Below are 21,374 nucleotides of genomic sequence, written 5' to 3'. Positions count from 1 at the left end.
TGCGGTATCTACCGACACAGTAGTGGCAGCAGTGACCGTTGCCGATACAGATACGCCAGCGGATCAACTGACGGTTCAGCTAGAAAACAACACAGATGGCTACTTCGTGCTCGATGGTGACCAAGTTAAGTTGACCGATAAAGGTGTCGAAGCGGTTAATAACGACCAGCTAGACCTAACTACCTTGTCTGTCACTGCTTCGGTATCTGACGGAGTGAACCCGAAAGCGGCAGACACGGATTCGTTGGATGTGGTTCGTGTGAATGACGCCCCAGAGTCTACGCCAACAACTGTGACTCTGAATGAAGATGCGCAGGGCGCAGATGTATTGCTTGATTGGGCATCTTTCGGTGTGACGGATGTGGATTCTGCAGACGCTTCACTATCGATTCAGATTACCTCGCTGCCGACTGATGGATTGCTTGAGTATAAAGACGCTCAGGGTGATTGGCAGGCTGTTCAGGCAGATCAAGTTCTCGATAAGTCGCAGTTTGACGCTGACGGTGTGAGATTTACTCCGGAGACAAACGAGTCTGGTGATAGTAGCTTTGGTGGTACCAATGTTGGTGACCAATCTGGTCATTATGCTCAAATTGGATTTAAACCAACAGATGGTCAGAACGAAGGTCAACAATCGACGCTAACCATTGATGTTACCCCTGATGCTGATGCGCCAACCTTGAGCACCGTAACGCCAGGCTTGTCGGTACCTCTGCAAGAGTTCAATGTTACGTCTTGGAACAACGTCGTAGTGGGTTCTGGTAATGGGCTAGGTGTCACAGGTCAGGTTCTTATCAATGCAATTGATGCTCTTGATTCTGCTAACGGTAATCAATCCACAACTTCGAATGTGCAAGATACGTCGTCTTATGCGACAGCCGCAAATGAAGCAGTACTTGTGACAGGATTGGTTTACCTAGAAGCGGGTACAAGCTACGACTTCACTGGTCGCGCGGACGATAGCCTTGCAATCACAGTTGGTGGGTCATTGGTCGATGAAGCTCGTTGGGGTAATGCTCAAGGTACAATTACGGGTGGTGCATTCGTACCTACTGTTTCTGGATTCTACCCGCTAGAGATTTACCATCACAATCAGAGTGGTCCGGGTAACTTCAACGTCGATGTTTCTATCAATGGTCAAGCGCCAGTTAACCTAAGCAATAGTAACTTGGTTGTGGTTAGTGATGTTAACGCGTTAGACGCGACTGATATCAGAACCTCTGCACTACAAGAAGTGAATGGTGTTGAAGTCTACGAGACCTACCAAGTAAACGAAGGTCCTCAAGATACTGCGATCCCTCTATCTGAAATTAGAGCAAATCTAAATGATACTGACGGCTCAGAATCGCTTGAAGTGACATTGAAAGGTATTCCTGTAGGCGCGGTGATCTCGGATGGCACTAACTCAATTACTATTGCTAGCGCGGATGCGGTAGATGTAACCGGATGGGCGCTAGACGGACTGACGGTGACTCCTCCTGCAGGTTCTCATGATGATTTCACTATCACGGTAACTGCGACAGCAACAGAAGAGTCTAATGGTGATACTGCTGACTCTACGGCGACGATCAATGTAGTTGTGCATGAAAACTTGCCAACGAATACAGCAAGTGATGTTGTTACAACAGACGAAGATCAGCAGTTACAAGGTAACGTCCTGCTGAATGATTCAGATGGCGATAACGTTCTACTGGTTGACCATATCACGGTTAACAACACTGATTATGCGGTTGGTCAGACGGTATCGCTGAGCAACGGCACGCTGGTTGTGAACCAAGATGGTAGTTACACGTTCGACCCAGTAAAAGATTGGTCAGGTGACGTACCAACAATTACGTACACGACAAATACTGGAGCGACAGAAACACTAGATATTGACGTCGTAGCGGTAGCAGATAAGCCAACAATCAGTATCTCTGTGGGTGATATGTCGAAAACCGACGCGGTTGAGTCTAATCACAGCTTGGTAACATTGGCAACAAACAATACGCCGGCTCAGAACAAAGTCATCGCAGATGCAATTGGTTTAGATGGCGTTCAACAAGGAGTGAATCCGGTCGCGAATGTAGCCTTGGGTAGTAACAATGACACTTCAGATACTGATTCGTTATTTGTCGGTACAAATTACAACGACACCTTCTATGGTGGCGCTGGTGATGATGTCTTTGTTGGTGGTCGTCAAAATGACTCTTTCTACGGTGACGATGGAAGATCTACAACGCAATATGATGGTAAAGACACGGTTTACCTAACTGGTAACTTCAGTGACTACCAGTTTACGTTTAAGAACAACCATAGTGGCCAAGTTCCGTATTGGATCTTCCTAGACAAGCGTTCAATCGATTCAGAAAATGACAATACGGGCTTTGAGGACCGTGGTGATCACCTGTACGAAATCGAGCGCGTTGTCTTTGCGGATAAGGTGATTGAGATAAATAAAGATGGCACTTACGAGGTTCTACAAGATCGTTGGGTGCCGATTGAAGTGGATGTTGACTTAGCTGACACTGATGGCAGCGAGTCATTAGCTCAAACAGTCCTTGTTGATGGTCTACCTGATGGTGTTGAGTTGTACGTCAATGGTCAAGCCGTTGCGGAAGAGCCAAGCGGTGGCTATATCGTAAATCTCGATGCTCAAGGCCAAGCTAACTTTGATGTAAAAGTACCGTACGATTTTGAAGGTAGTCTGGACTTCCCATTAAGTGTCACTGCAACATCGGTTGAGTCATCAAATAATGACCAAGCGACTGAGACCGAATCGGCTCGAGTTTCAGTTCGCGATTACGAATACGTTACCGGTACGCACGGTGATAACGATATTACCGGTACAGCTGATGACGACATTATTGTTGGTGATGTCCAAGGTCTGCAGATTGTTGAGGGCGAGGATTACAACATTGCTTTTGTTCTAGATACTTCAGGCAGTATGGGGTATGACGTAGGTAAAGCAGAGACTGAGATTCAAACGGTTCTTGATACCTTGATCAGCAGTGCTACCGGTTCTCATTCGGGTAAAGTGAATGTCTTGCTAACAACGTTTGCAACGAATGATAAGTTGCTGTTGGAAGTTGATTTGAGTGACCCAGACGCTTCAACGAAAATCGCGACTGCATTTGCAAACAATAGAGACAATGGCAGTGGTAACACAAACTATGAAGCTGCATTTGATTCAGTGCTAGATTGGTTTGCAGGTAAAGATAGTGATGCAAATAACGTCACATACTTTATCTCTGATGGTACGCCGAACCAAGCTGACCACAATAGCGCTTATGATTTGGCTTCGATGACTAATGTGGTGATTGGTGCTGAAAATGGCAAAATTATTACTTTGGGAGACGTGTTACCAAGCGATTATCAACGTGGTGATGTTGTGACTTACAACAACCAAACGGTTATTGCGAGCAACACAGAGGTTTATTCTTTGTCGACTGGCGACCGCCTTGGCTACATGTACAGCAACACGGGTTACTATGACTACAGCAATAGTGTTACCGCTCAAGCTGAGAATATGTACAAAGCATTGGAAGAGTTTAGTGAAGTGCATGCGATTGGTCTTGGTAACAACTTGGACGCAAGCACACTCGAAAACTACGACTCAGACAATACAGTGCGAACCAACATTGATGTTTCACAGTTGGCTGAAGTTATCCTTGGTAAGGAAGTCGCTTTGCTTCAAGGTAGAGATGACATCGATAGTCAAGCTGGTGACGATATTATCTTCGGTGATGCAATTCGATTTGGTTCTAGTGATGAACAAGGTGTATCTGCATTACAAGAGTATGTTGCTGGTCAATTAGGTAAAGATGTTGGTCTTGTTACCGAGAAAGATGTTCATAACTACATTACTGACAACCAAGCTGAATTTGAGCAATCTCGTTCAAGCGACCGAGCGGATAACCTGTCTGGAGGTGAAGGCAACGATATCCTATTCGGGCAAGGTGGCTCAGATACGCTGGACGGCGGTATAGGTGATGACATCCTGATCGGTGGTTTGGGTAACGATATCCTTACCGGTGGTGATGGTGCAGACATCTTCAAGTGGGTGGATGTTGCAAATGAGACAGATACAGTAAAAGACTTCAATGCAAACGAAGACTCTCTTGATTTCTCTGACTTGTTCGAGGATCTATCTAAGGATGAACTTGGTTCGTTACTGGATGATCTGAAGTCGGGTGATCACGCTGGCGATGTTGGTAATTACCATGTGGAAGTTACGCAAGATGGAGCAACAGACTCTAACTTGAGTATCTCTAAAGGTGGAACGACATTAGATATCCATTTTGATGGAGCAAGTGTTGATGACGTCACTTCACACCTGATTGCAAGTCTGGATTCTCAACTTAAAGATATGTAATCAAACCAACTGAAGGTATGAAAAAAAGGTCTAGCGTAATGCTAGACCTTTTTTGTTTTCAGTCAGGTATAAGCCTTTATTGGCGTTTTCTGTGTTTTACTACAAAGTGTAGATGTCATGCTCTCGAAGCAGGTACAACGCGAAGCAAGCTGCGAGCATTGGCCACGCAGCAAAGAACAGCAGGTTGTTAAATGGGTCTAGGTATTTAGCAAACGAAGAAAAGGTTGAGCCAGCATGTAAAACTAAAATGGCGAGGTAGGTTATATTTTTCCATAAGCCAGCGACAAAAATCCCAATAAATACTAATTGGGCAAGCCCCATCGCGACAGATATTCCACTTGAAATGTCTAAACCATAAAAGCCGGCAAATACTTTCATTGCGTGTTCTGGAACAAAGACTTTATCTAGTGCCCACATAATAAACACCAAGGCGACACTTAATCGCAATGCTAATAATCCTAGTCCTAACTGTTTTTTGAGTTTAAGTGGCAGTGTTTCTTTCATTTGGAGTCCTTTAAAGAGTAATGAATAAGTTCTCAATGGCAGACCGCGGTTTTTCTTATCTGATTACAACGGGATATGTAAATATTCGTGAATTGGTTATCTTGAGAAGCGACTCCTTACAGGGTAATCCCGCTTGAGCACTAAAAGCGCGATGAACAAAAAAAGCCGACAGAGTCGAATTCTGTCGGCTTTTGATTTACTGCGGTTTACTTAACGGACAAATACTCAGAAGGGGATTTGTCTGGTTTTGGTAGTTTCATTGCCGCTACGGCGTTGAAGCCTGCTTGTGTTAAGCCACCAGAGTAATCAACACTGCCATTTGGTAAGTTGGCTTTAGTTTCTGATGGGTTCCACTTGCGGAAGTAATCCGTCAAATCGTACTGGGTTAAATAAGACGTACACGCCATCAGCAAATCGCCTTGGCTTAACTGGCTGCTCTGCGTTGAACAGTAGTTAATGCCTTGGTCACCAACACTGTCACCACGAGCTTTGCGGTGAGCCAACTTGAAGAAGTTCCAACCCTGATCTTCACCAAAAATGCTTGGTTTAGATGCTTGATTAGAGTACCAAGTGTCGATGTTAAAGTGATCTTCTGCCCAAAGCTTCAACTGACCGAACATGGCTAAGCGCATACCGACATCTGCCTCACTCCAAGCGTGACCTTCAAAGCGGTCTAGCCATAGAGGTGACTTAGATAAGTCACTTGCGATGCGGTCCATGTATGGCTTCGCTTCGCGTTGCTCCTGCATGTATAACGCAAGAATGTTGTTGGTCACCTCGGTTGAGCCAGCTACCATAAATGGTGCTGATGCTAAGTTATGACCCACTTCGTGCCATAGCAACCAATCATTCGTTGGGTTCGTTGGAACCACTGTCCATGTCGGCCAGTAGCTGTTGCTTTGTACTGGGTAACCAGAGTGTGCTGCACCAATAGAGATTTGCACATCATTCACAAAGCGGTGTCGGTTCGCTAAGAGAGCATCATAGGTAAATCGACGATGCTTGCCATCTTCCGTCACCTGATCGCGTCCGTAAAAGTCGCTTGCATGATTTGCGAAGGCATTCAGTTCATCAGCGAATTTAGGTACATCAGTTTCCTGTACGTTGTTGACAGGAGTGGTGTAGATGAAATGACCAGAATCGATTTCGGCAAGTGGTACGTCAGCATTGATGTTGTTTACCCATTTGCCATCTTTCCACCAAGATGCTTGTAGTACGCCGTTAAAGTTGAATGTCACCACGTCACCTTGAGCTGTTTCAAGAGGCTGGATGTAAATCAAACCACCATAAGGGACTTTAAAGGTTAATTGCGCCCCGTCATATTGGAAGGTCTTCTGAACGCGAGGTGGACGTTTCAAACTCAACTCATGATTCGCGCGCCCTGTCAGATCATCAACTAACGCCACGTTAATCGAAGCTTTTACGCCCCCGGAAATCGTCACATTTTCAAGTTGTGGAGCCCACAAACCTGTCGATTGCATACTGCCAGCGGTGCCAATTACGGTTTTGTTGTTAGTGTGAATATCGACACTAGCCGAACTTCCAGATTGCAATGGTCGACCTGGGTAGCCTGTCGTATCAACACTGATGTCTAAATCCCAGTATGAGCGACCTAGCATCATGCGAGTTAACGGTTTTTCCATCCAGTTTAGTGGGTAAGAAGGGTTAAGTTCGCCTGATTCTGTAATCATTGACCATTTAGCTAACTGCTCTTGTGTCTCTTGCCCACATGCACTTCCGCCTTGGTGAGTGTTATTGGTGTAACAGTTCAGTATTTCGACTGCGCGTTTGAAGCCAAGCTCGTCTTGTACGTCCTGTTGATACTCGTACTGTTCGTCATTCCATAGCCAAACTGATAGGTTGTCGTAAGTTGATGTTAACTCCGCTTGCGACAAGCGTTCACCAATCTCACCTTTACTACGGTAGTAAAGCTCGTGAGAGAATAAGCGATCAATGTTTGCACCTAGGTTTGCAGCCTTGACCATACTATCGACGACTTCAGGACTCATTTCGTAGCGAGTGAAGTCAGGACGGTGGTGGTTACCTCGGCTCGGAATACCATGACCTTTACGTACTTCAATACAGTTAACTTCGTATTGGTATTCGTCCTTACACAATGGCACACCAGGGAAGTTCTTTTGCAGTTCCGCGATGGCTGTTTGTTTCTGTTGCTCAGATTTCACCATGTGGAAGGCATAGCGCTGTTGCTCTTGGTCGCCAACAGTTACCTTGTACAACGGAATCTCAAGCGTTGGCATGTCGATATTACCCGGCCATGTGACGGTGCCATTGTCATTGATTTCAATTTTTGTGGTATCGGCATAACGCTCATAAACCACAAGATCGAATTCCGCCACTGTGTGTAGGTTAGGGACGTTTGGACCCGATGTACTATGACACCAGTAGCTATCTGAACAAAGAGACTGGAAGGTCTTCGCAACGTTTGCACCACCTACAGAGACGCCAGCGGCATCAGCTAAACGAGCGATAGGCTCAGGATTACTTGCCTCTAGAGCATCAAAGAAGATGATGTTGCCGCCGTTGTTTACATATTCGATCAGCGCCGTGACGTCATCTGCATCCAACTTAGGCTGTTGAATATCAGAAACGACGGACTTGGTATCATAGCCATCGGTTTTAATCTCATAAGATTGAAGCAGTAATAGCGGAGTCGTCGTTGCATCAAGAGTGCTGAATGAACCACTATTTAGCAGTTCCATATCACCAAGTTGGTAGCTTGGGTTAACGAAGAAGTCGTAGATTTGACCCTCTTTGCGGTCCCAACGGAAAGCGTGCCCCTTGCTGATGTTCGTTGCAATGGCAATCGAATCTTGTGATGCGTTTGGTACCAGCCAATTGATCAAGTTGCCGAACATCTTTTGCATGCTGCCGTTGTCGGTACGAGTATCTGCGTCTTGAGCAACTTGGTTGTGTGGCGTGCTGTAGCGACATGTTTGTTTCTCGCTTTCAATGCCCAAATCTGCGCCTGCCCAGTAGTTTTCTGGACACGAGAAAATAGAGGTGTACATCGCGTTACCCAAGAACACTACTTTACCTGAACCAATCATACCCGCGGTCATGGTCGGTAAATTGAAGGTCGCTGTTTGTTTCGAGATTTTTTCCGGACGCAGCATCTTGACCGTCGATGTTTCATCAATGGTCGTTGCATCTACGATGTAAGCTTTCTTGTCTTTACCTGAGCCACGTGTCCAAGCGGCCTCTTCACCAAAAGGAAGCCAGTAACTGTTGTCATTACGTGGCATTAGCACTGGGAATGCTTCATTGGTTAGGTTGAAGTTACGCATTGCACGTGTATAACCAGAACCGCCCCAACCATGGTTATCATGGAAGATGTGCACGCTATCCACGCCTGCATAAATTTGATGCAGAGATTGCGTTACATAATTGCTCCCTGTAGCGCGAACGGTACGCAACATAGGTGCCGCAAAGCCTGACCACTGTGGTGCTTGTTTCAACTGTCCATCGATGATCTGCGTTAAACCTTGGCTAAACTGTGCAGCAAACTCGTTTGGCATCGTGAAGTTAGTACCTTCAATCTTTGCGCCGTTTGGTAAGCTAAGGTTGATCAGTTCATTGATTACGTTAGGGTACTGCGCAAATACCTGACGAACGTTATCGTTGATCTCAATGTTGCTGTCAGTCTGAATACCATAACGACGAACAAACGCCTCTAGGTTTTGTTTTACCAACGGATTGTCACTTAAATCCGCAAGTTGGTAATTTACCTTGTTACCTTTAACTTGCCCGAGTGTGAAGGTATCGATACCAAAGATCAGGTTCTCGCCCCATAGGTATTCAAACTCGCCGTTTGCATTTGTCATACCACGGGCAGAGTGGCTGAAGAACTCAACACCGGCAAGGGGGTGGCCTTGCGAGTCCGTCAAGCGACTTGTCGTTAGTGGTTTGTTTGCAGCGCTTGGCTTGTATTCATAAGTTGCTTCGGCGTTGGCAGAAACAAACGACCCGGTTAAGTTGTTACTTGCACCTGGGGTGACTTCTGGCTGAAGCTCTGGATCAACGTGTGCGCTTGGTTGCTCACCCTCATTCGCGACACTTGGATTGAGAAACTCATCAATCGCCGCTTGATCTTCGCTTAGATACAGGTCTTGGATATCGTAGCTGTTGATTTCATCTAAACACACTTGCGTATCTTGAGTAGGGCATGTGTCGATCTTGTTTAACAGCTTAGTAGCATTACTTGCGTGTTTACCTAGCACATCTTTAAGATCATACGCTTGAGTTAACTCAGATGGTTGTGAACCTTCACGTGTTTGTTCTGGCACTAGGTAGTTGAACGTACCTAGAGTAATACCACCGAATTGACAGGTGAATGTGCCTTCAGAAGCGGTATAAGTGAAGTAGCCTGACTCACTGATATCCTGATCATCACACTCAAGATCACCGGTTAACTGTTTACTATGAATAAACAGTTTACCTTGATACGTGGTTACACCGATATCTGGTTGATCTGGCGGTAAATCAGGTTCAACAGTCGGTGGCGTGGTATTTGTTGAGTTGTTGCTTTCATCGCCACCGCAGCCAAACAGCAGCGAAGCGACAAGGATTGAAAGAAGACTTCGTTTCAAAGACTAAACCCTTATGAAGTGCCATCGTCATTTGGATGGCGAATTGGTTGAGAGTTACTTTATTTTAAAGCTCAGGGCTATCGAGATTATGCTGTTAAGTAATTAACTTTTAGTAAGTTTTTAGGGCTCGATAAATGCGCGCGCATTCTAGTTTTAAAAGCGGCAGGAGGGAACAAAAAGATTAGCTTTGTATTGAACAAATTTTCACAACTGAGGGTGGGATTCACAGAATGAATAAGCCTAGTGGTTAGTTGGACTTTCTTTTCTGCAAAAATAGCGTACAGTTTGCTGGTTTTTCACTGAAATCATCCGATCATGACCAACGCAAAACTCCTTCTTATTCGTGGTTTACCAGGCTCTGGAAAGACAACGCTTGCTAAGAAATTGTCCAAACAGCTCAAAGCGAAACACTTTGAAGCTGACATGTATTTTGAGAATGAAATTGGAGAATACGTTTTTGATGGTACCAAGCTAGCGGATGCCCATGAATGGTGTTTTCAACAAACCCGTAAGTGGCTTAATAAAGGTAAGGTGGTGATTGTCAGCAATACCTTTGTTCGTCACTGGGAAATGAAGCGCTACCTAAAGTATTGTGAGAAAAAGCAAATTGAAGTGGAAGTGCAGGTGTGTCGTGAGCAATATCAAAGCATTCATGATGTGCCATCAGCGACGATCGAAAACATGCGTCGCCAATGGCAAGAATAACGTTTTAACCTCTTTTGGTCTCAAGAATACTACTGACCCCTGCCATCGATCATGACAACCAGTGTTTTGCTCATAATGGCGATGTCCATCGAAATCCACGAGTAAAATGAGCTTAGGCTCAATGCGTAGCTGTGGTCGAAGCCGACTTTACGGCGAACATCCTCAATACATGAGTCGTAGCCTTGATTGACTTGTGCTAATCCTGTGATGCCTGGTAGAACACCGTAAGTGCGTTCAACAAAGTAAGGAATCTCATCTTCTAGCTTTTGGTAAAAAGCAGGGCGCTCAGGACGAGGACCAATCAACGACATTTCACCTTTTAGCACATTGAATAACTGTGGCAGTTCATCTAAGCGTGTCTTACGTAAGAATCGACCGACAGGTGTGATTCTTGGATCATTCTCTGAAGCCCATACCGCGCCAGAACGTTGCTCGGCATCGACATACATAGTGCGAAACTTCATGATTTCAAACAGCTCCATCTTGTCTGGTGTACAACGACCCACACGAAGCTGACGATAAATGACAGGTCCTTTTGAGTTGATCGTGATTGCCATTGCAATGATTGGCATGGCTGGTAGGGATACAAGCAAAATAAGCATTGAAACCACAACATCGAAAGCGCGTTTTGCTAAATGAATATTTGAGTCATAACGTGAAGTCTTCATGATACTTTCCTTATTGATTAACGCGCTTCCAGCGACCATTTTCCATTCCTAGAAGATAACGAAGCCCGCCTGCGAAGTTTGCTATGTGTCCGACTACTATGTAGTTGATCAACTTGAATGGCTTAAACAAATTGAACGCTGGGATTAAATAAGTGATGAGAGCGATTGAGTAAACGGCTAACTGCGCTACGAGTAGAGCTTGAAACGTAGGGTATTCCATCAACAATAACGAACTCACGAAACACATGATCATTAGGTAAGGAGTCGCAAGACGCAGTACCTTTCCTGATAAAAATGCAAATGCAGTGCCACGATAGCGGGGTAACAGCAGCTTTTTAAGTTTCAAGAACTGCTGCATATTGCCTGCAGAGATGCGTAGACGTCGTTTGAAGTCAGAGTTATCAGAGCTTTCTTCTAGCTCAAGAGCCAGCATCCTAGGTTCATAAATGGATGCATAACCTTGTAGTACGATACGCATTGGTAAAATGAAGTCATCGTTAATGATCTCAGGTTCGAGCGGCGTGAACAGTTTGGTTCTAAATGTATAAAACGCGCCGTGAGAACCAATGGTTGAGCCAATCAACGACTCTTTGTATTTCACATTAGATTGGTACTGCCAGTAAGCTGCTTCACCTTGGTTTTGTGTCGCCATGATTTGATAAGTCGCATTGACTACACCGATATTCTCATTTTGATAGTGTTGGCTCGCTAGCAGTAAGGAATCACAAGAGACTAGGGCAGAAACATCACTAAGGACGGTAATCTCAGTGGTTATGTTTTTCATTTCAGAGTTGATCAGCGTCACTTTGCCACGATTGATTGCGTGGTCTCGAATGATAAATAAAGTGTCAGCACAGATCGCTTCTTGAATGGTGTTCTGTGCTATCTCTGCTGTGTTGTCGGTGCATCCATCACAAGCAATGACAATCGTTAATTTATCTCGCGGATAGTCAAGGCTTGCAAGGTTTCGGATCTTTTCTGCGATCCATTGTTCTTCGTTGTAGGCAGGTACAACGATTGTCATCGTAGGTAAGATGCAGTCGTTTTTGGATGCTTTGTAACAACGCTCTTTTACCGTTGCTTTCTTCGCTACCTTGCGCTGTTCACGACGTGTTGAAAGCCAGTTCAGAACAAGAGGGTAGCCAACGTGATGGTAGACAATTAATAGAGCAGACAAAACGAAGCCAGTGGTCCAAAGTAAATCAATCATAAGTTCTCTCCTTGAGCTAACATCGCGTAGCGGTTAACCATATTGCGGATATCGAAATGCTTAAGAATATGGGCTCTAGGCGAACGCGGTATTTCTGATAAATGCTGTGACAATGCATCCGCTAGAACGGGAACTTTATTTGGCTCAACCAATGCGCTTGTTTGTGGGCATAGCGTCTCTTTTACTGCTCCAACGTCACTGGCAATGCAAGGGACGCCGCAGGCTTGTGCTTCTAAGGTTGAAAGTGGAAAACCCTCTTGAAGTGAAGGTAGACAAAAGACATTTAAGCTTTGGTAAAAGTGCGGCATGTCACTAACCAAGCCCAAGAACGTTACTCTGTCTTCCAGTCCCAAAGTGCGTACCTGCGCTTCTAATAGCTCTCTTTGGCTGCCGCTTCCTGCAATAGCAAGGTGTGTATGTGTTGGTAGATGTGAGAAGGCTTTGATTAGGATCTCTTGCCCCTTAACGGCTTCTAAACGACCTGCTGTTCCGACAATGAACTTATCAGTGGGAAGCGAAAAGCGCTCACGGGCTTGGTTTTGATTACCATTGGTGAACTTTTCACAATCAATCCCATTATGAATGGTGCTGACTCGAAGATAGCCTAGCTTGTTGGTTATTTGGTCAGCGACAAACTCAGCGTCTGCAACAACTTGGGGGCGAAGACTCTTGAGTAATACTGTTTGTAATCTAGCTGCTTTTTGGTTGTTTAAGTGCCAAGCATCATGCTCCGTGTGGATTAAGGTTTTAATGTCTAGCAATCGTGTCGCAATCCCGCCATACAGCAAGGGACCGATATGGTGAGTATGAACGACATTTGCGTTGAGTCTTTTGAGTATATGTTTCAATGCTCGGAGTGTGGTTAGGCTAAAACCTGGCGCTTTATCGAGAAAGCAAAGTTGGTCTCGGTAATCCAACAACTTGCTCCAATGACGAAGTGCAACCGTTTTGTTCCCCTCAAGACTGACCACAAAAACGGAGTCTTCTGCTTTAGCAAAACGAAGCATCTCTAGTACCAGAGTTTCTAATCCGCCGGGGGCGAGATGTTGGACGACGTGTACAATCACATTGCGGTTCTTGGTTGATGTTCGAGTGTCTGAGTTTTCCATTCCTGAGTCCTCGATATATTTGTTTTTTTACATGTTGATTTGTGCACGCTATGTGCCAAAAATTAAAGTAATTAAAAACAACAAGTTAATGATTTGGACGTGCTGAACATCAAAATGAGAAAAGAATATTCTCATTTTGAAATTCAGAATTAGCGGATGAAAGAAATTCCCAGTTAATTGCTTGATTTAATGGGAATGGGGATGAGAAAGCACTCAACGAATGAGTGCCTTCACATGATGCTGAAATTTAAAATTCTGGCTAGAAGATTACTTTAGGGATAGTGGTAATCACGGGGACGCCCAGGTGTTTTTCAAGGGATTTTCGTGAGCGAATCGAGTTATCTGCCAGTTCCGCAATGGTTGCTAATCCGATGCCTAATCCAGCACCACCAATGAACCCTAAGATAACGAACATAAAAGCGGGTAAATTGGTTGGAATTGTGGGAGTGTAAGGCTCATCAATGACTTTCACGCGTTTATTTTCTTCAAATACACCCAAAGAACCGGTGAGTTGGGCCATTTCATAACGTTCAACCAGTTCTTCGTACAATTGGCGTTTGACTGTCACATCTCTTGCCAGTCGATTGATTTCAGTTGCGGTGCTACCAAATCGATTCGCATTGGTTTCTAACTCTTGAATCATGCTTTGCAGACTCGCTGTCTCTTCTTGAAGCGATTCATATCGACCGCGCATGATTTGCAATTGATGGAGCTGAGAAACAAGCAGAGGTTGCGCATCACCGATATTACTTACCGTTGCGGTGCTGGCGATATCCCAAAGCTGGTTACTGTTCATCTCAGGTTGTTTTGAGTTGATTAGAACGGCGCGCTCTTGTTCTAGGCGATTCAATTCTCGCAATTTACCTTGAACCATACTGTGCGCTTCAGTGTACTTGGCACGAAGTAGGGTTAGTTCACTGCGGATCTCGATGATTTGCTCTTCAATTTTACCAATCACTGGGTTGGTCTTAGAAAGTTGTTGGTCCAAGCTACCTAAGCTGCGTTTTACACCAGCCAGTTCCGCTTCTTTCTCTGCCAATGTCTGCTTTAGGCTCGCTAAACGAGTCAGGCTTTGTGCCTGCATCTCTGGTGTTGCGTGCGAATAGGCGTTTTTGTATTCGGCAAAGGCTTGCTCGGCTTTATCCAGTTCCTCACGACGTTTATCAATATGTATGGTAAGAAAGTGGCTTGAGTCTTTAATCGAAGATCGCTCTGGGGCAAGAAGTTGTTCTACAAAATGATCGCTGACGGAGCCAAGTATATCTTCCATACCTTCAGACTTACTGCTGGTTAACTGGATTTGAATGAAGTCTTTACCAAGCTGTTGCACCGTGAGGCGATTGGCAAGCTCTTTAATGATGGACTCTTGTTCTTTCGGTCCCATGGTGTCATCAATCAAGCCTTGTTCTTGAGCAACCGAATACAGCACATGACGGCTTTTCAATAGGGTACTTAACGCGCTCAAGCGATCTTTCAGCATGGTTGAGACGGCAAGATCTTCGAGGAAGGGATTCATCTTGGCTGTTTCTTGAATCAGCATACTAGTGTGTGCCACATATTTCGTTGGCATCATTTTACTGACGACAAAGCCTAAGATAGGCAATACCAACATAGGAATAACAATCAGATAGCGACGTCGCCATGCGCCATGCAGTAATAAGGTGATGTTGTCTCTTAAATCGTTCATAACGCCCTCACTAATCGCTCAACTTGACGTGCTCTTGATTGCCAACTTTGTTGTTGGATGATCGAGAGTGAACCCTCTGGTGGTGGGAGTAAGTGATTCAGGCTCGCACGAACATCATCCACATCCGCCACAACATGCAGCATGTGTTGGTAGGGCTTAAGTGCTGGGAAAGCCGTACTGATGACCGGTGTTCCTGTGGCGAGGTATTCCAATAGTTTAAGTGGATTACAGGCTTGAATCTGTGCGTTATCGACGAACGGTAGCCAGCTCACCTCCCAATGTTGTGAGTAGCTAGGTAAATCTTGATGTGCTCGCGGACCTAGGTAATGGATATTGTTTCGTTGTGGCAACGGGTTGTGAGGAAATTCATTTGGACCAATAAAGACCAAATCCCAATCCAGGGCTTGATCGGCGACTTGTTCTATTAAACGGTAATCCAACCATTCTGATAGGCTGCCGTAAAAACCCAGTACCTTACGACCATTGTTTGGCATATCTTGCGCTTTCGCCGTTGGCTCTGAAAACAAACTGAAGTCCACACCATGCGGTAGAGTCACGGTTTTCTCTTGCGGAAGCTCCGCGGCAAGCTTATCGCTGGCAGCCAAAATAAGGTCTGCGTTCTCAATCAAGTCAGCTTCATGTTCCAAAATGGTTCGATGATCGACACCCGCGAGTGCGCCAAAGTCATCACCACAGTAATAAACAATGCCTTTGGTACTCATTTCTCGACAAATATCCACAGCGGTAGGCAGTGACGTCCAAAAAACGGCATGTTGAAAGCCGAGCTCATTCAGTTTTTTGCTCAGTTGATGTTTCATCATTTTTGTCGCGATGTTACGTGCCCATTTAGATTTGGGAGCAGGGATCGTCAGCAAAGTGATGGTGTGGATGTTTGAGTCATCCTCTCGGCCGAAAGGCGTTTGAACCTTGTCTTGTTGTTTGAATGATCCAGTCAGTTTGGTGACGAGGCGTTTAGCGTCTTTTGGTGTGAACTTTGGTTGTCTTAAGCCGATCGAGTTGACCCAAAGAATACGATGGTTGTTCGCTAGGTGCTTTATCAGATGTTGAGTGGAAGATGGCAAGCCGCCGAAGTCTTCTCCAAATACTACGATATCTGTCATCGTTCTCTCCTTGAGCCAATTGATTCGTTGTTGTTACTCAAAGACGTATCATGATGCGTGCCAAGGGACTAAGTTCCATTAAAACAATAGGTTAGGTTATTTCTTGATTTGAGAGGGTGACGGTTTCTCATTTTGACAATCAGTTTGAACGATGCGATTTATCACTATGGTTAGCGCGGCAAGTATATAAATCGGCCAAGTAAATCCTTGGGTGAGAAAGGTTCCCGACACTATGGTGCCAATAAGTCCGCTCAATACGGCGTTTGCACCTACAGAAAGCGTGAAGTGGGACTTTTCAGTCAGAAGTGAGATTGAACTTAATGACGTTTTGACCAGAGAAACAATCAGAGTAATGAAAACCGCTAAACCAACAAAACCGGTTTCAGCCAGTACACCAAACCAAGTACTGTGCACCGCGTGGTTAATGCCATCCCAATGCGGGCTGTAGAAGAAGTAGTTGTAGTAGAAGTTCTCTAAACCAACGCCGGTTATCGGATTGTCGAGTGCCATTTTGAAAGCCGCTTCCCAAGCGTACAAACGTCCCATTGCAGAGGCATCAATACCGGCTTCTGCAGCACCCCCCGATGCTCGACCAGAGATCCCAGCAACAGCATAAAGAATCAAAGCCGCGACCAAACCTAGAAAGACAACCAATGCCTTACTCTTGATGTGTTTGAACGCGAAATAGGCGAAGACTGACAGTGCTCCCAATAAGCCACCGCGGCTTTGTGTCTCAAGGATCGACATAAACAGGATGATACAAGTGAGCAGTGCAAAACCTCGCAACCACATCGACGATCGTTTCTCGACCAATTGGCTCACCGTAAAGGCGAGGGGGAACATCAAAACCAGCGCTAAGTCATTGGGGTCACCTAATACCGAGCCAAACGAACGACCAATCGACACACGCGTTCCTTCGACAATATCAATACCGTTGGTGGCGTTATAAAGAGCAACGAGTCCGACCAACAACCCAGCAACGATAATTGCTTTTGACATTTGTGCGAGCTGTTTGGGTGTGGTGATAAGCCAAGTGATCGCCAGTGTCATCACAATGATCTTCCAATACGTATTCTTAAATACGGTAATCGCGATGTCGCGCGCAGAGGCGAACACAATACCGATGATGACTAACGCCCAAAAGATGAACAGCCACTTTAAAGAAGGGTGCCAAAAGACCGATAGCTGACGACTGATCAATAGATGAAAAGATAACGCGCCAAGTGCGCCTAAAGACAACAACAATGGGATTTTGAAGTTGTAGATAACGGGAAACGCTTCGTGTATTCGAAAGAAAGAGAAGATGACGAACAGAGTCACCAGCCAAAAGGTTTGGTTGAGGACAAACAAGATGGCAAGCGGAGCAAAACAAATTGCGACAATTAAAATTGGATGCGGCATCACTAACCACGCTAAAGCGATGACCACAGTAACGGTTGTCGCAGCGATGATTTGGGTTGGTCTCACATCCGTGGCATTCATAACGTCACTCTTTTCGCTTCCGTTCTTAACCTCATCATAAGATTATTGCGTGTTTCCTTAGACATGTATCGGAAGGCGATACCAGCAAACAGTGTGCATGTCAGAATGCAAATCACAATCGCACTTCCGATGGATTGAGTAGAGTAAAGCAGGAACAGTGCCACTCCTGAGATGATTTGTAATGCGACCATCAAACTTAGGTGGAAAGGAAGGTACATGCACTGTTGTCCAATCACGAACGTCATCGCCAGTTTGGTGAGTTGGGCATAGTAAAGCGCGATGAATACGCCATAGATACCAAGGGAAGAAAGCGAAAACAGAAGAGCAATTGCAACACCAGCGGCAACGACGTTAATTCCTAATAACCAACGAGTGCGACGTTTGTAAAGAATCGCGATGTTCAGCAGTTCACTCCATTCTTTTATCATGGCGATTGGTAGAAGGAATAATGTGTAAAGTGCAGCTTCTTGGTATGTTTCTGGTAAAAACTGGCTGATCATAATGAAGGCAAGAGTTGCGACCAACACCGTGAGTGCCGCAATATAAATCATACCGAAGTGAGAAATCCGAACGGCTTCTTTACCACGATTACGCTCCAGATACGCGAAGCGACGTGGCATCCACCACATACCGAATGGCTGAACCAAAATACACATGCCAATGGCAAATTTAACCGCAATTGCGTACACCCCAAGTGTTGCCAGTGAAGCATTAGCGCCGATGAACCAACGCTCAGCACCGTTCAAGCAAAACGCAACTAGCGCAGACATCATGACAGGGATACAGTAATGCAGGTGTTGTTTCGCGAGCGCTATGTCAGGCATGACGACTTTGTATTTATTGATAATGTGTAACCAGGTAAATTGGATTACGGCAGCAAGCAGACCACCAAGCAAGACAGAAATGACGTGTGGGTGAATCAATAAAGCGGCAACAATGAACACCACTTGAAGAACGGTGGCAGTCACCATCACGCTGAGAAGAGTTTTTGCTTTATCATCTTGCATGCGCAGCCAAGCAGTGCCGATACCAATCGCGCCTTCCAAGATAATTGCGAACATTAGCACGATAAATTCAAGCTGAGAAAATGGGCTAGGAATCGGGGCAGCTAAAATCGCAACCAGTAGAACCAAGCCAATCGTCGCCGCAATCCAAACGGAAAGCGAGTAGATCTGGTTGAGCATGGTCACTTTCTTCTTGCCGTCTTTCTCCACGCCGACAAAGCGGTATAGCGCTTCGTGCATTGCCATACTCGCAAGTAGCGCAGTAACGACACCAAAAGAGGTCAGTAACTCGAGTTGGCCCATTTGCTCTGGTGAGAGAAACTGAGGAAGCACTGGCAGCATAATTAAGCTGATGCTTTTGTTGATCACCAACGCAATGGCGAACAACGACATGTTGGTCATGGCTTTAGACATGGTCATATCCTTTGACGTTGTCACGCTTCTTTGCGTTTTGTTGTTCTTTGCTTGATGGATCTTTGCAAAGCTGCTGGGTAATAGAGAAGTAACAACGTTCCGCTGTATATAAGCGAGCAACGTGCAGTGCCTCTAACCCCATGGTCACTTTCAACCATGGCGATTCATTCAACAGGACAATTGCATTGTGCAGAGATGCGGCGTCTTTTGGTGTGTACTTGATGCAGTTTTTCCCGTGAGTTAGTACACGATCCCAGTAACTGTCATCATGAGGAATCACGACACACATACCAGCGGCTAACGCCTCTAAAATCGATAACCCAAATGGTTCGTTGTTACTGGTAGAAACAAACACACCACACTGTGCTCGTAGCTCGTCAAGGTTGTCTGGCGATTCGTGCCATTCAATGTTTGCCTGAGTGAAATTTGGCTGTGAGCATTCAACGCCTTCGATGTTGGGTTTGATGTAGCAAATGGTTGCATTTAGGTGGCATGAGTCGTCCAGTTTCATCGCATCGAGCAATAAATCCACATTTTTCCATTTCAATAGACTTGCGGCCCAAAATACGCGATTAGAAATTGGGTTTGCTTGCTTTGGTGAGCGCTTTGAAGAAAGACCATTGACGAATGATGCAGTATTTAGAGTTGTCCAGTAGCGTTCAACGGCTGGCTTAGGCATTTTTAGGTAAGCCATAAGAGCATCGATCATAGAGGCGCGCGTGTTTGCGAGATAATGAATGGCAGCCGCTTTTACTAAGCAGTAGCCAGATGAGCGAGACACGCCCACAGGGCCATGCACCATTTGTACGATAGGTTTGCGATTGAACAGACGAAGCAAGTACATGGGCATGTCGTTGTTTGGTGAAGACAAGCCCATAAACCAATCGAGTTTCGGTAGCTTGAGCGTCACCAGAATCAGTTGAACTAGGTAAAAGCAGTTCATCAGCCAATAAGCGATACCATGATGAGACGTGATTGGAGATCGCTTGATTTTCAATACTTGTACGCGAGGATTTGAGCTGAGTGTTGAAATCCAATGTTCTGGATTTGTCGTTGCGATATAGCTAATCACGTCACGTTGGTCACACTGTTTAATCAACTCGGCGTTGGCAATTTTCGAACCGCCTTGCATTGGGATAGCGTCAAACATCAATACACGTTTCATGGTCAGCCCCTTAGTTGATGTTTAACCAGCGCGAAATGGGTTTCATGCAGTGGGTGACGGGCATTGGTGTTGGTTCTCTCTGCAAGAGCTCATTGCGGTAAATATCTTCAATCGCTTTGACTGAGGCAGAAACCGTCAGATGCTGATTCGCGTGTTGATGCGCATTCTCCGCTAACTTATTGCGTAGTGGCGCACCTTGAATCATCTGCTGAATTGCATTTAACAGACTCGCCATACCGTGATTGGCGAACAATAAGGCACTGTGGTTGTGCTCAAACAATTCCGGGATGCCACCTGTTTTTGGTGCGATGATTGGTAGCTTTGCTAGTGCCGCCTCACCAAGAACAAGACCAAACGCCTCTTCGTAAGCGCCACTGATGAAGGCATCTACGTTACCTTTCATCCAGTCTCCGGCGTTATGTTGTTCACCAACAAAATGCACACGATCCTCCACACCCAAATCTATGGCTAACTGCTTCAATGCGACACGTTCTTCACCATCACCAACAATCACCAAATGTGGATTATGTTGATGGTAGTTGTGCATACGCATAGCTTGGATTAAGCGGTCAAAGCCTTTGCGTTTAATGAGAGAACCAACCGAAATAAAGGTGAACGCTTGCTGGGGAATACCCAGACGATCTTTAACATTGATGGGTGCAACGTGACTCTCCAATGACACACCGTTATGAACGACATGAAGGTGTTCTTCTGGGTAACCATCTTTGAGAATCTCGTGACCCACATCTTTACTCACGCAAATCAATTTTGGAGAAAGGTGCAGACCCAGTGAGAAGCGGTCACGCAAGGTGTAGTGGCAGTGTAGTTGCGTCACCAAAGGGATGTGGTTCATACGAGCGGCTAGGCACATCCATTGGCACGGACCACCACTGTTTACATGGACAAGGTCAATGTTGTGCTTTTCGATCAATGCCGTGCCTTGTTTGATCAAATCGTTCCAACCGCTGATGTCCCAGCGAGGCGTGTTCCAACCTCCAACAAGGCTGAAGTTTGAATGTTCCGCTTCGATGCCTAGAGATTGGCATTTCTCAATCAAAGGTTCGCAGTTTGACCAAACAATCGGTTGATACTGGTCGCGGCCAATGTTTGTGATGAGGTCAAGCAATACGACTTCGCTACCGCGAATCCAGTTATCACCATAATGAACGTAAAGAATGCGTTTTGGAGTAGTCATCGTCGTTACCTCGGTTAGCCAATCTGTTTGAATTAGCTATTGCAACCGAGATGCCAAAATATGCCATTAGTTTAACTATCTGTTTTTGAATGGAAAGTGATACATAGGTGAAAACTTAGCGCGAAACTTCTCAATTTGAGAATGGATAT

General features: G+C 45.3%; 13 protein-coding genes. 2 read left to right on the top strand and 11 right to left on the bottom strand.

What is annotated here, in order from left to right:
• The coding region (locus MHO32_RS22550) for a VWA domain-containing protein (RefSeq protein ID WP_239214158.1) at positions 1–4,354 on the top strand (4,354 nt) is incomplete at its 5' end.
• A 99-nt stretch (positions 4,355–4,453) separates the two neighbouring features.
• Here MHO32_RS22550 and MHO32_RS22545 read toward each other — a convergent pair.
• Positions 4,454–4,858 (bottom strand): hypothetical protein, encoded by a 405-nt coding sequence (locus MHO32_RS22545; RefSeq protein ID WP_239214155.1) that lies wholly within the window; start codon positions 4,856–4,858, stop codon positions 4,454–4,456.
• A gap of 206 nt (positions 4,859–5,064) precedes the next feature.
• Positions 5,065–9,465, bottom strand: coding sequence for an SslE/AcfD family lipoprotein zinc metalloprotease (locus tag MHO32_RS22540; RefSeq protein WP_239214152.1), 4,401 nt, complete (start codon positions 9,463–9,465; stop codon positions 5,065–5,067).
• Between the two features lie 315 nt (positions 9,466–9,780).
• Here MHO32_RS22540 and MHO32_RS22535 point away from each other — a divergent pair, with 315 nt between their 5' ends.
• On the top strand, positions 9,781–10,170 hold the full coding sequence (locus tag MHO32_RS22535) for an ATP-binding protein (protein ID WP_029788494.1): 390 nt from the start codon (positions 9,781–9,783) through the stop codon (positions 10,168–10,170).
• Between the two features lie 29 nt (positions 10,171–10,199).
• Here the strand turns inward: MHO32_RS22535 and MHO32_RS22530 are convergent, their stop codons facing one another.
• The 9 genes from MHO32_RS22530 to MHO32_RS22490 all read right to left on the bottom strand — a co-directional run bounded on the left by MHO32_RS22530 (position 10,200) and on the right by MHO32_RS22490 (position 21,225).
• Positions 10,200–10,838, bottom strand: coding sequence for a sugar transferase (locus MHO32_RS22530; protein ID WP_009701686.1), 639 nt, complete (start codon positions 10,836–10,838; stop codon positions 10,200–10,202).
• A gap of 10 nt (positions 10,839–10,848) precedes the next feature.
• Entirely contained in the window at positions 10,849–12,048 is a 1,200-nt protein-coding gene (locus MHO32_RS22525) for a glycosyltransferase family 2 protein (RefSeq protein WP_009697749.1), read from the bottom strand.
• On the bottom strand, positions 12,045–13,157 hold the full coding sequence (locus MHO32_RS22520) for a glycosyltransferase (protein ID WP_239214146.1): 1,113 nt from the start codon (positions 13,155–13,157) through the stop codon (positions 12,045–12,047). Before MHO32_RS22520 ends, MHO32_RS22525 begins: the two co-directional genes overlap by 4 nt.
• A 259-nt stretch (positions 13,158–13,416) precedes the next feature.
• The gene (locus tag MHO32_RS22515; RefSeq protein WP_038898093.1) at positions 13,417–14,844 is read right to left on the bottom strand and encodes a GumC family protein; all 1,428 of its coding nucleotides are present in this window, start codon (positions 14,842–14,844) and stop codon (positions 13,417–13,419) included.
• On the bottom strand, positions 14,841–15,965 hold the full coding sequence (locus MHO32_RS22510; RefSeq protein ID WP_239214140.1) for a glycosyltransferase: 1,125 nt from the start codon (positions 15,963–15,965) through the stop codon (positions 14,841–14,843). Before MHO32_RS22510 ends, MHO32_RS22515 begins: the two co-directional genes overlap by 4 nt.
• Positions 15,966–16,061: 96 nt before the next feature.
• On the bottom strand, positions 16,062–17,447 hold the full coding sequence (locus tag MHO32_RS22505; RefSeq protein ID WP_039840926.1) for an O-antigen ligase family protein: 1,386 nt from the start codon (positions 17,445–17,447) through the stop codon (positions 16,062–16,064).
• Positions 17,444–18,865: a lipopolysaccharide biosynthesis protein gene (locus MHO32_RS22500; protein WP_239214137.1), complete on the bottom strand. Its 1,422-nt coding sequence runs from the start codon at positions 18,863–18,865 to the stop codon at positions 17,444–17,446. Before MHO32_RS22500 ends, MHO32_RS22505 begins: the two co-directional genes overlap by 4 nt.
• Positions 18,858–20,030, bottom strand: a complete 1,173-nt coding sequence (locus MHO32_RS22495; RefSeq protein WP_239214134.1) for a glycosyltransferase family 4 protein — start codon at positions 20,028–20,030, stop codon at positions 18,858–18,860. Before MHO32_RS22495 ends, MHO32_RS22500 begins: the two co-directional genes overlap by 8 nt.
• A 10-nt stretch (positions 20,031–20,040) precedes the next feature.
• Positions 20,041–21,225 (bottom strand): glycosyltransferase, encoded by a 1,185-nt coding sequence (locus tag MHO32_RS22490; RefSeq protein ID WP_239214131.1) that lies wholly within the window; start codon positions 21,223–21,225, stop codon positions 20,041–20,043.
• Positions 21,226–21,374: the final 149 nt, after the last annotated feature.

It is taken from the genome of Vibrio sp. MMH1-50 (assembly GCF_022347645.1).
Classification (GTDB): Bacteria; Pseudomonadota; Gammaproteobacteria; order Enterobacterales; family Vibrionaceae; genus Vibrio; species Vibrio harveyi.
The sequence above is the reverse complement of the archived record's forward strand: the minus strand, read 5'-3'. Positions and strand labels throughout refer to the sequence as shown.

What these genes read in the sequence shown, in the direction of transcription:
- MHO32_RS22545 (WP_239214155.1), bottom strand. Translation starts at nt 4,858, where the DNA reads ATGAAAGAAACACTGCCACTTAAACTCAAAAAACAGTTAGGACTAGGA.
- MHO32_RS22535 (WP_029788494.1), top strand. Translation starts at nt 9,781, where the DNA reads ATGACCAACGCAAAACTCCTTCTTATTCGTGGTTTACCAGGCTCTGGA.
- MHO32_RS22530 (WP_009701686.1), bottom strand. Translation starts at nt 10,838, where the DNA reads ATGAAGACTTCACGTTATGACTCAAATATTCATTTAGCAAAACGCGCT.
- MHO32_RS22525 (WP_009697749.1), bottom strand. Translation starts at nt 12,048, where the DNA reads ATGATTGATTTACTTTGGACCACTGGCTTCGTTTTGTCTGCTCTATTA.
- MHO32_RS22520 (WP_239214146.1), bottom strand. Translation starts at nt 13,157, where the DNA reads ATGGAAAACTCAGACACTCGAACATCAACCAAGAACCGCAATGTGATT.
- MHO32_RS22515 (WP_038898093.1), bottom strand. Translation starts at nt 14,844, where the DNA reads ATGAACGATTTAAGAGACAACATCACCTTATTACTGCATGGCGCATGG.
- MHO32_RS22510 (WP_239214140.1), bottom strand. Translation starts at nt 15,965, where the DNA reads ATGACAGATATCGTAGTATTTGGAGAAGACTTCGGCGGCTTGCCATCT.
- MHO32_RS22505 (WP_039840926.1), bottom strand. Translation starts at nt 17,447, where the DNA reads ATGAATGCCACGGATGTGAGACCAACCCAAATCATCGCTGCGACAACC.
- MHO32_RS22500 (WP_239214137.1), bottom strand. Translation starts at nt 18,865, where the DNA reads ATGTCTAAAGCCATGACCAACATGTCGTTGTTCGCCATTGCGTTGGTG.
- MHO32_RS22495 (WP_239214134.1), bottom strand. Translation starts at nt 20,030, where the DNA reads ATGAAACGTGTATTGATGTTTGACGCTATCCCAATGCAAGGCGGTTCG.
- MHO32_RS22490 (WP_239214131.1), bottom strand. Translation starts at nt 21,225, where the DNA reads ATGACTACTCCAAAACGCATTCTTTACGTTCATTATGGTGATAACTGG.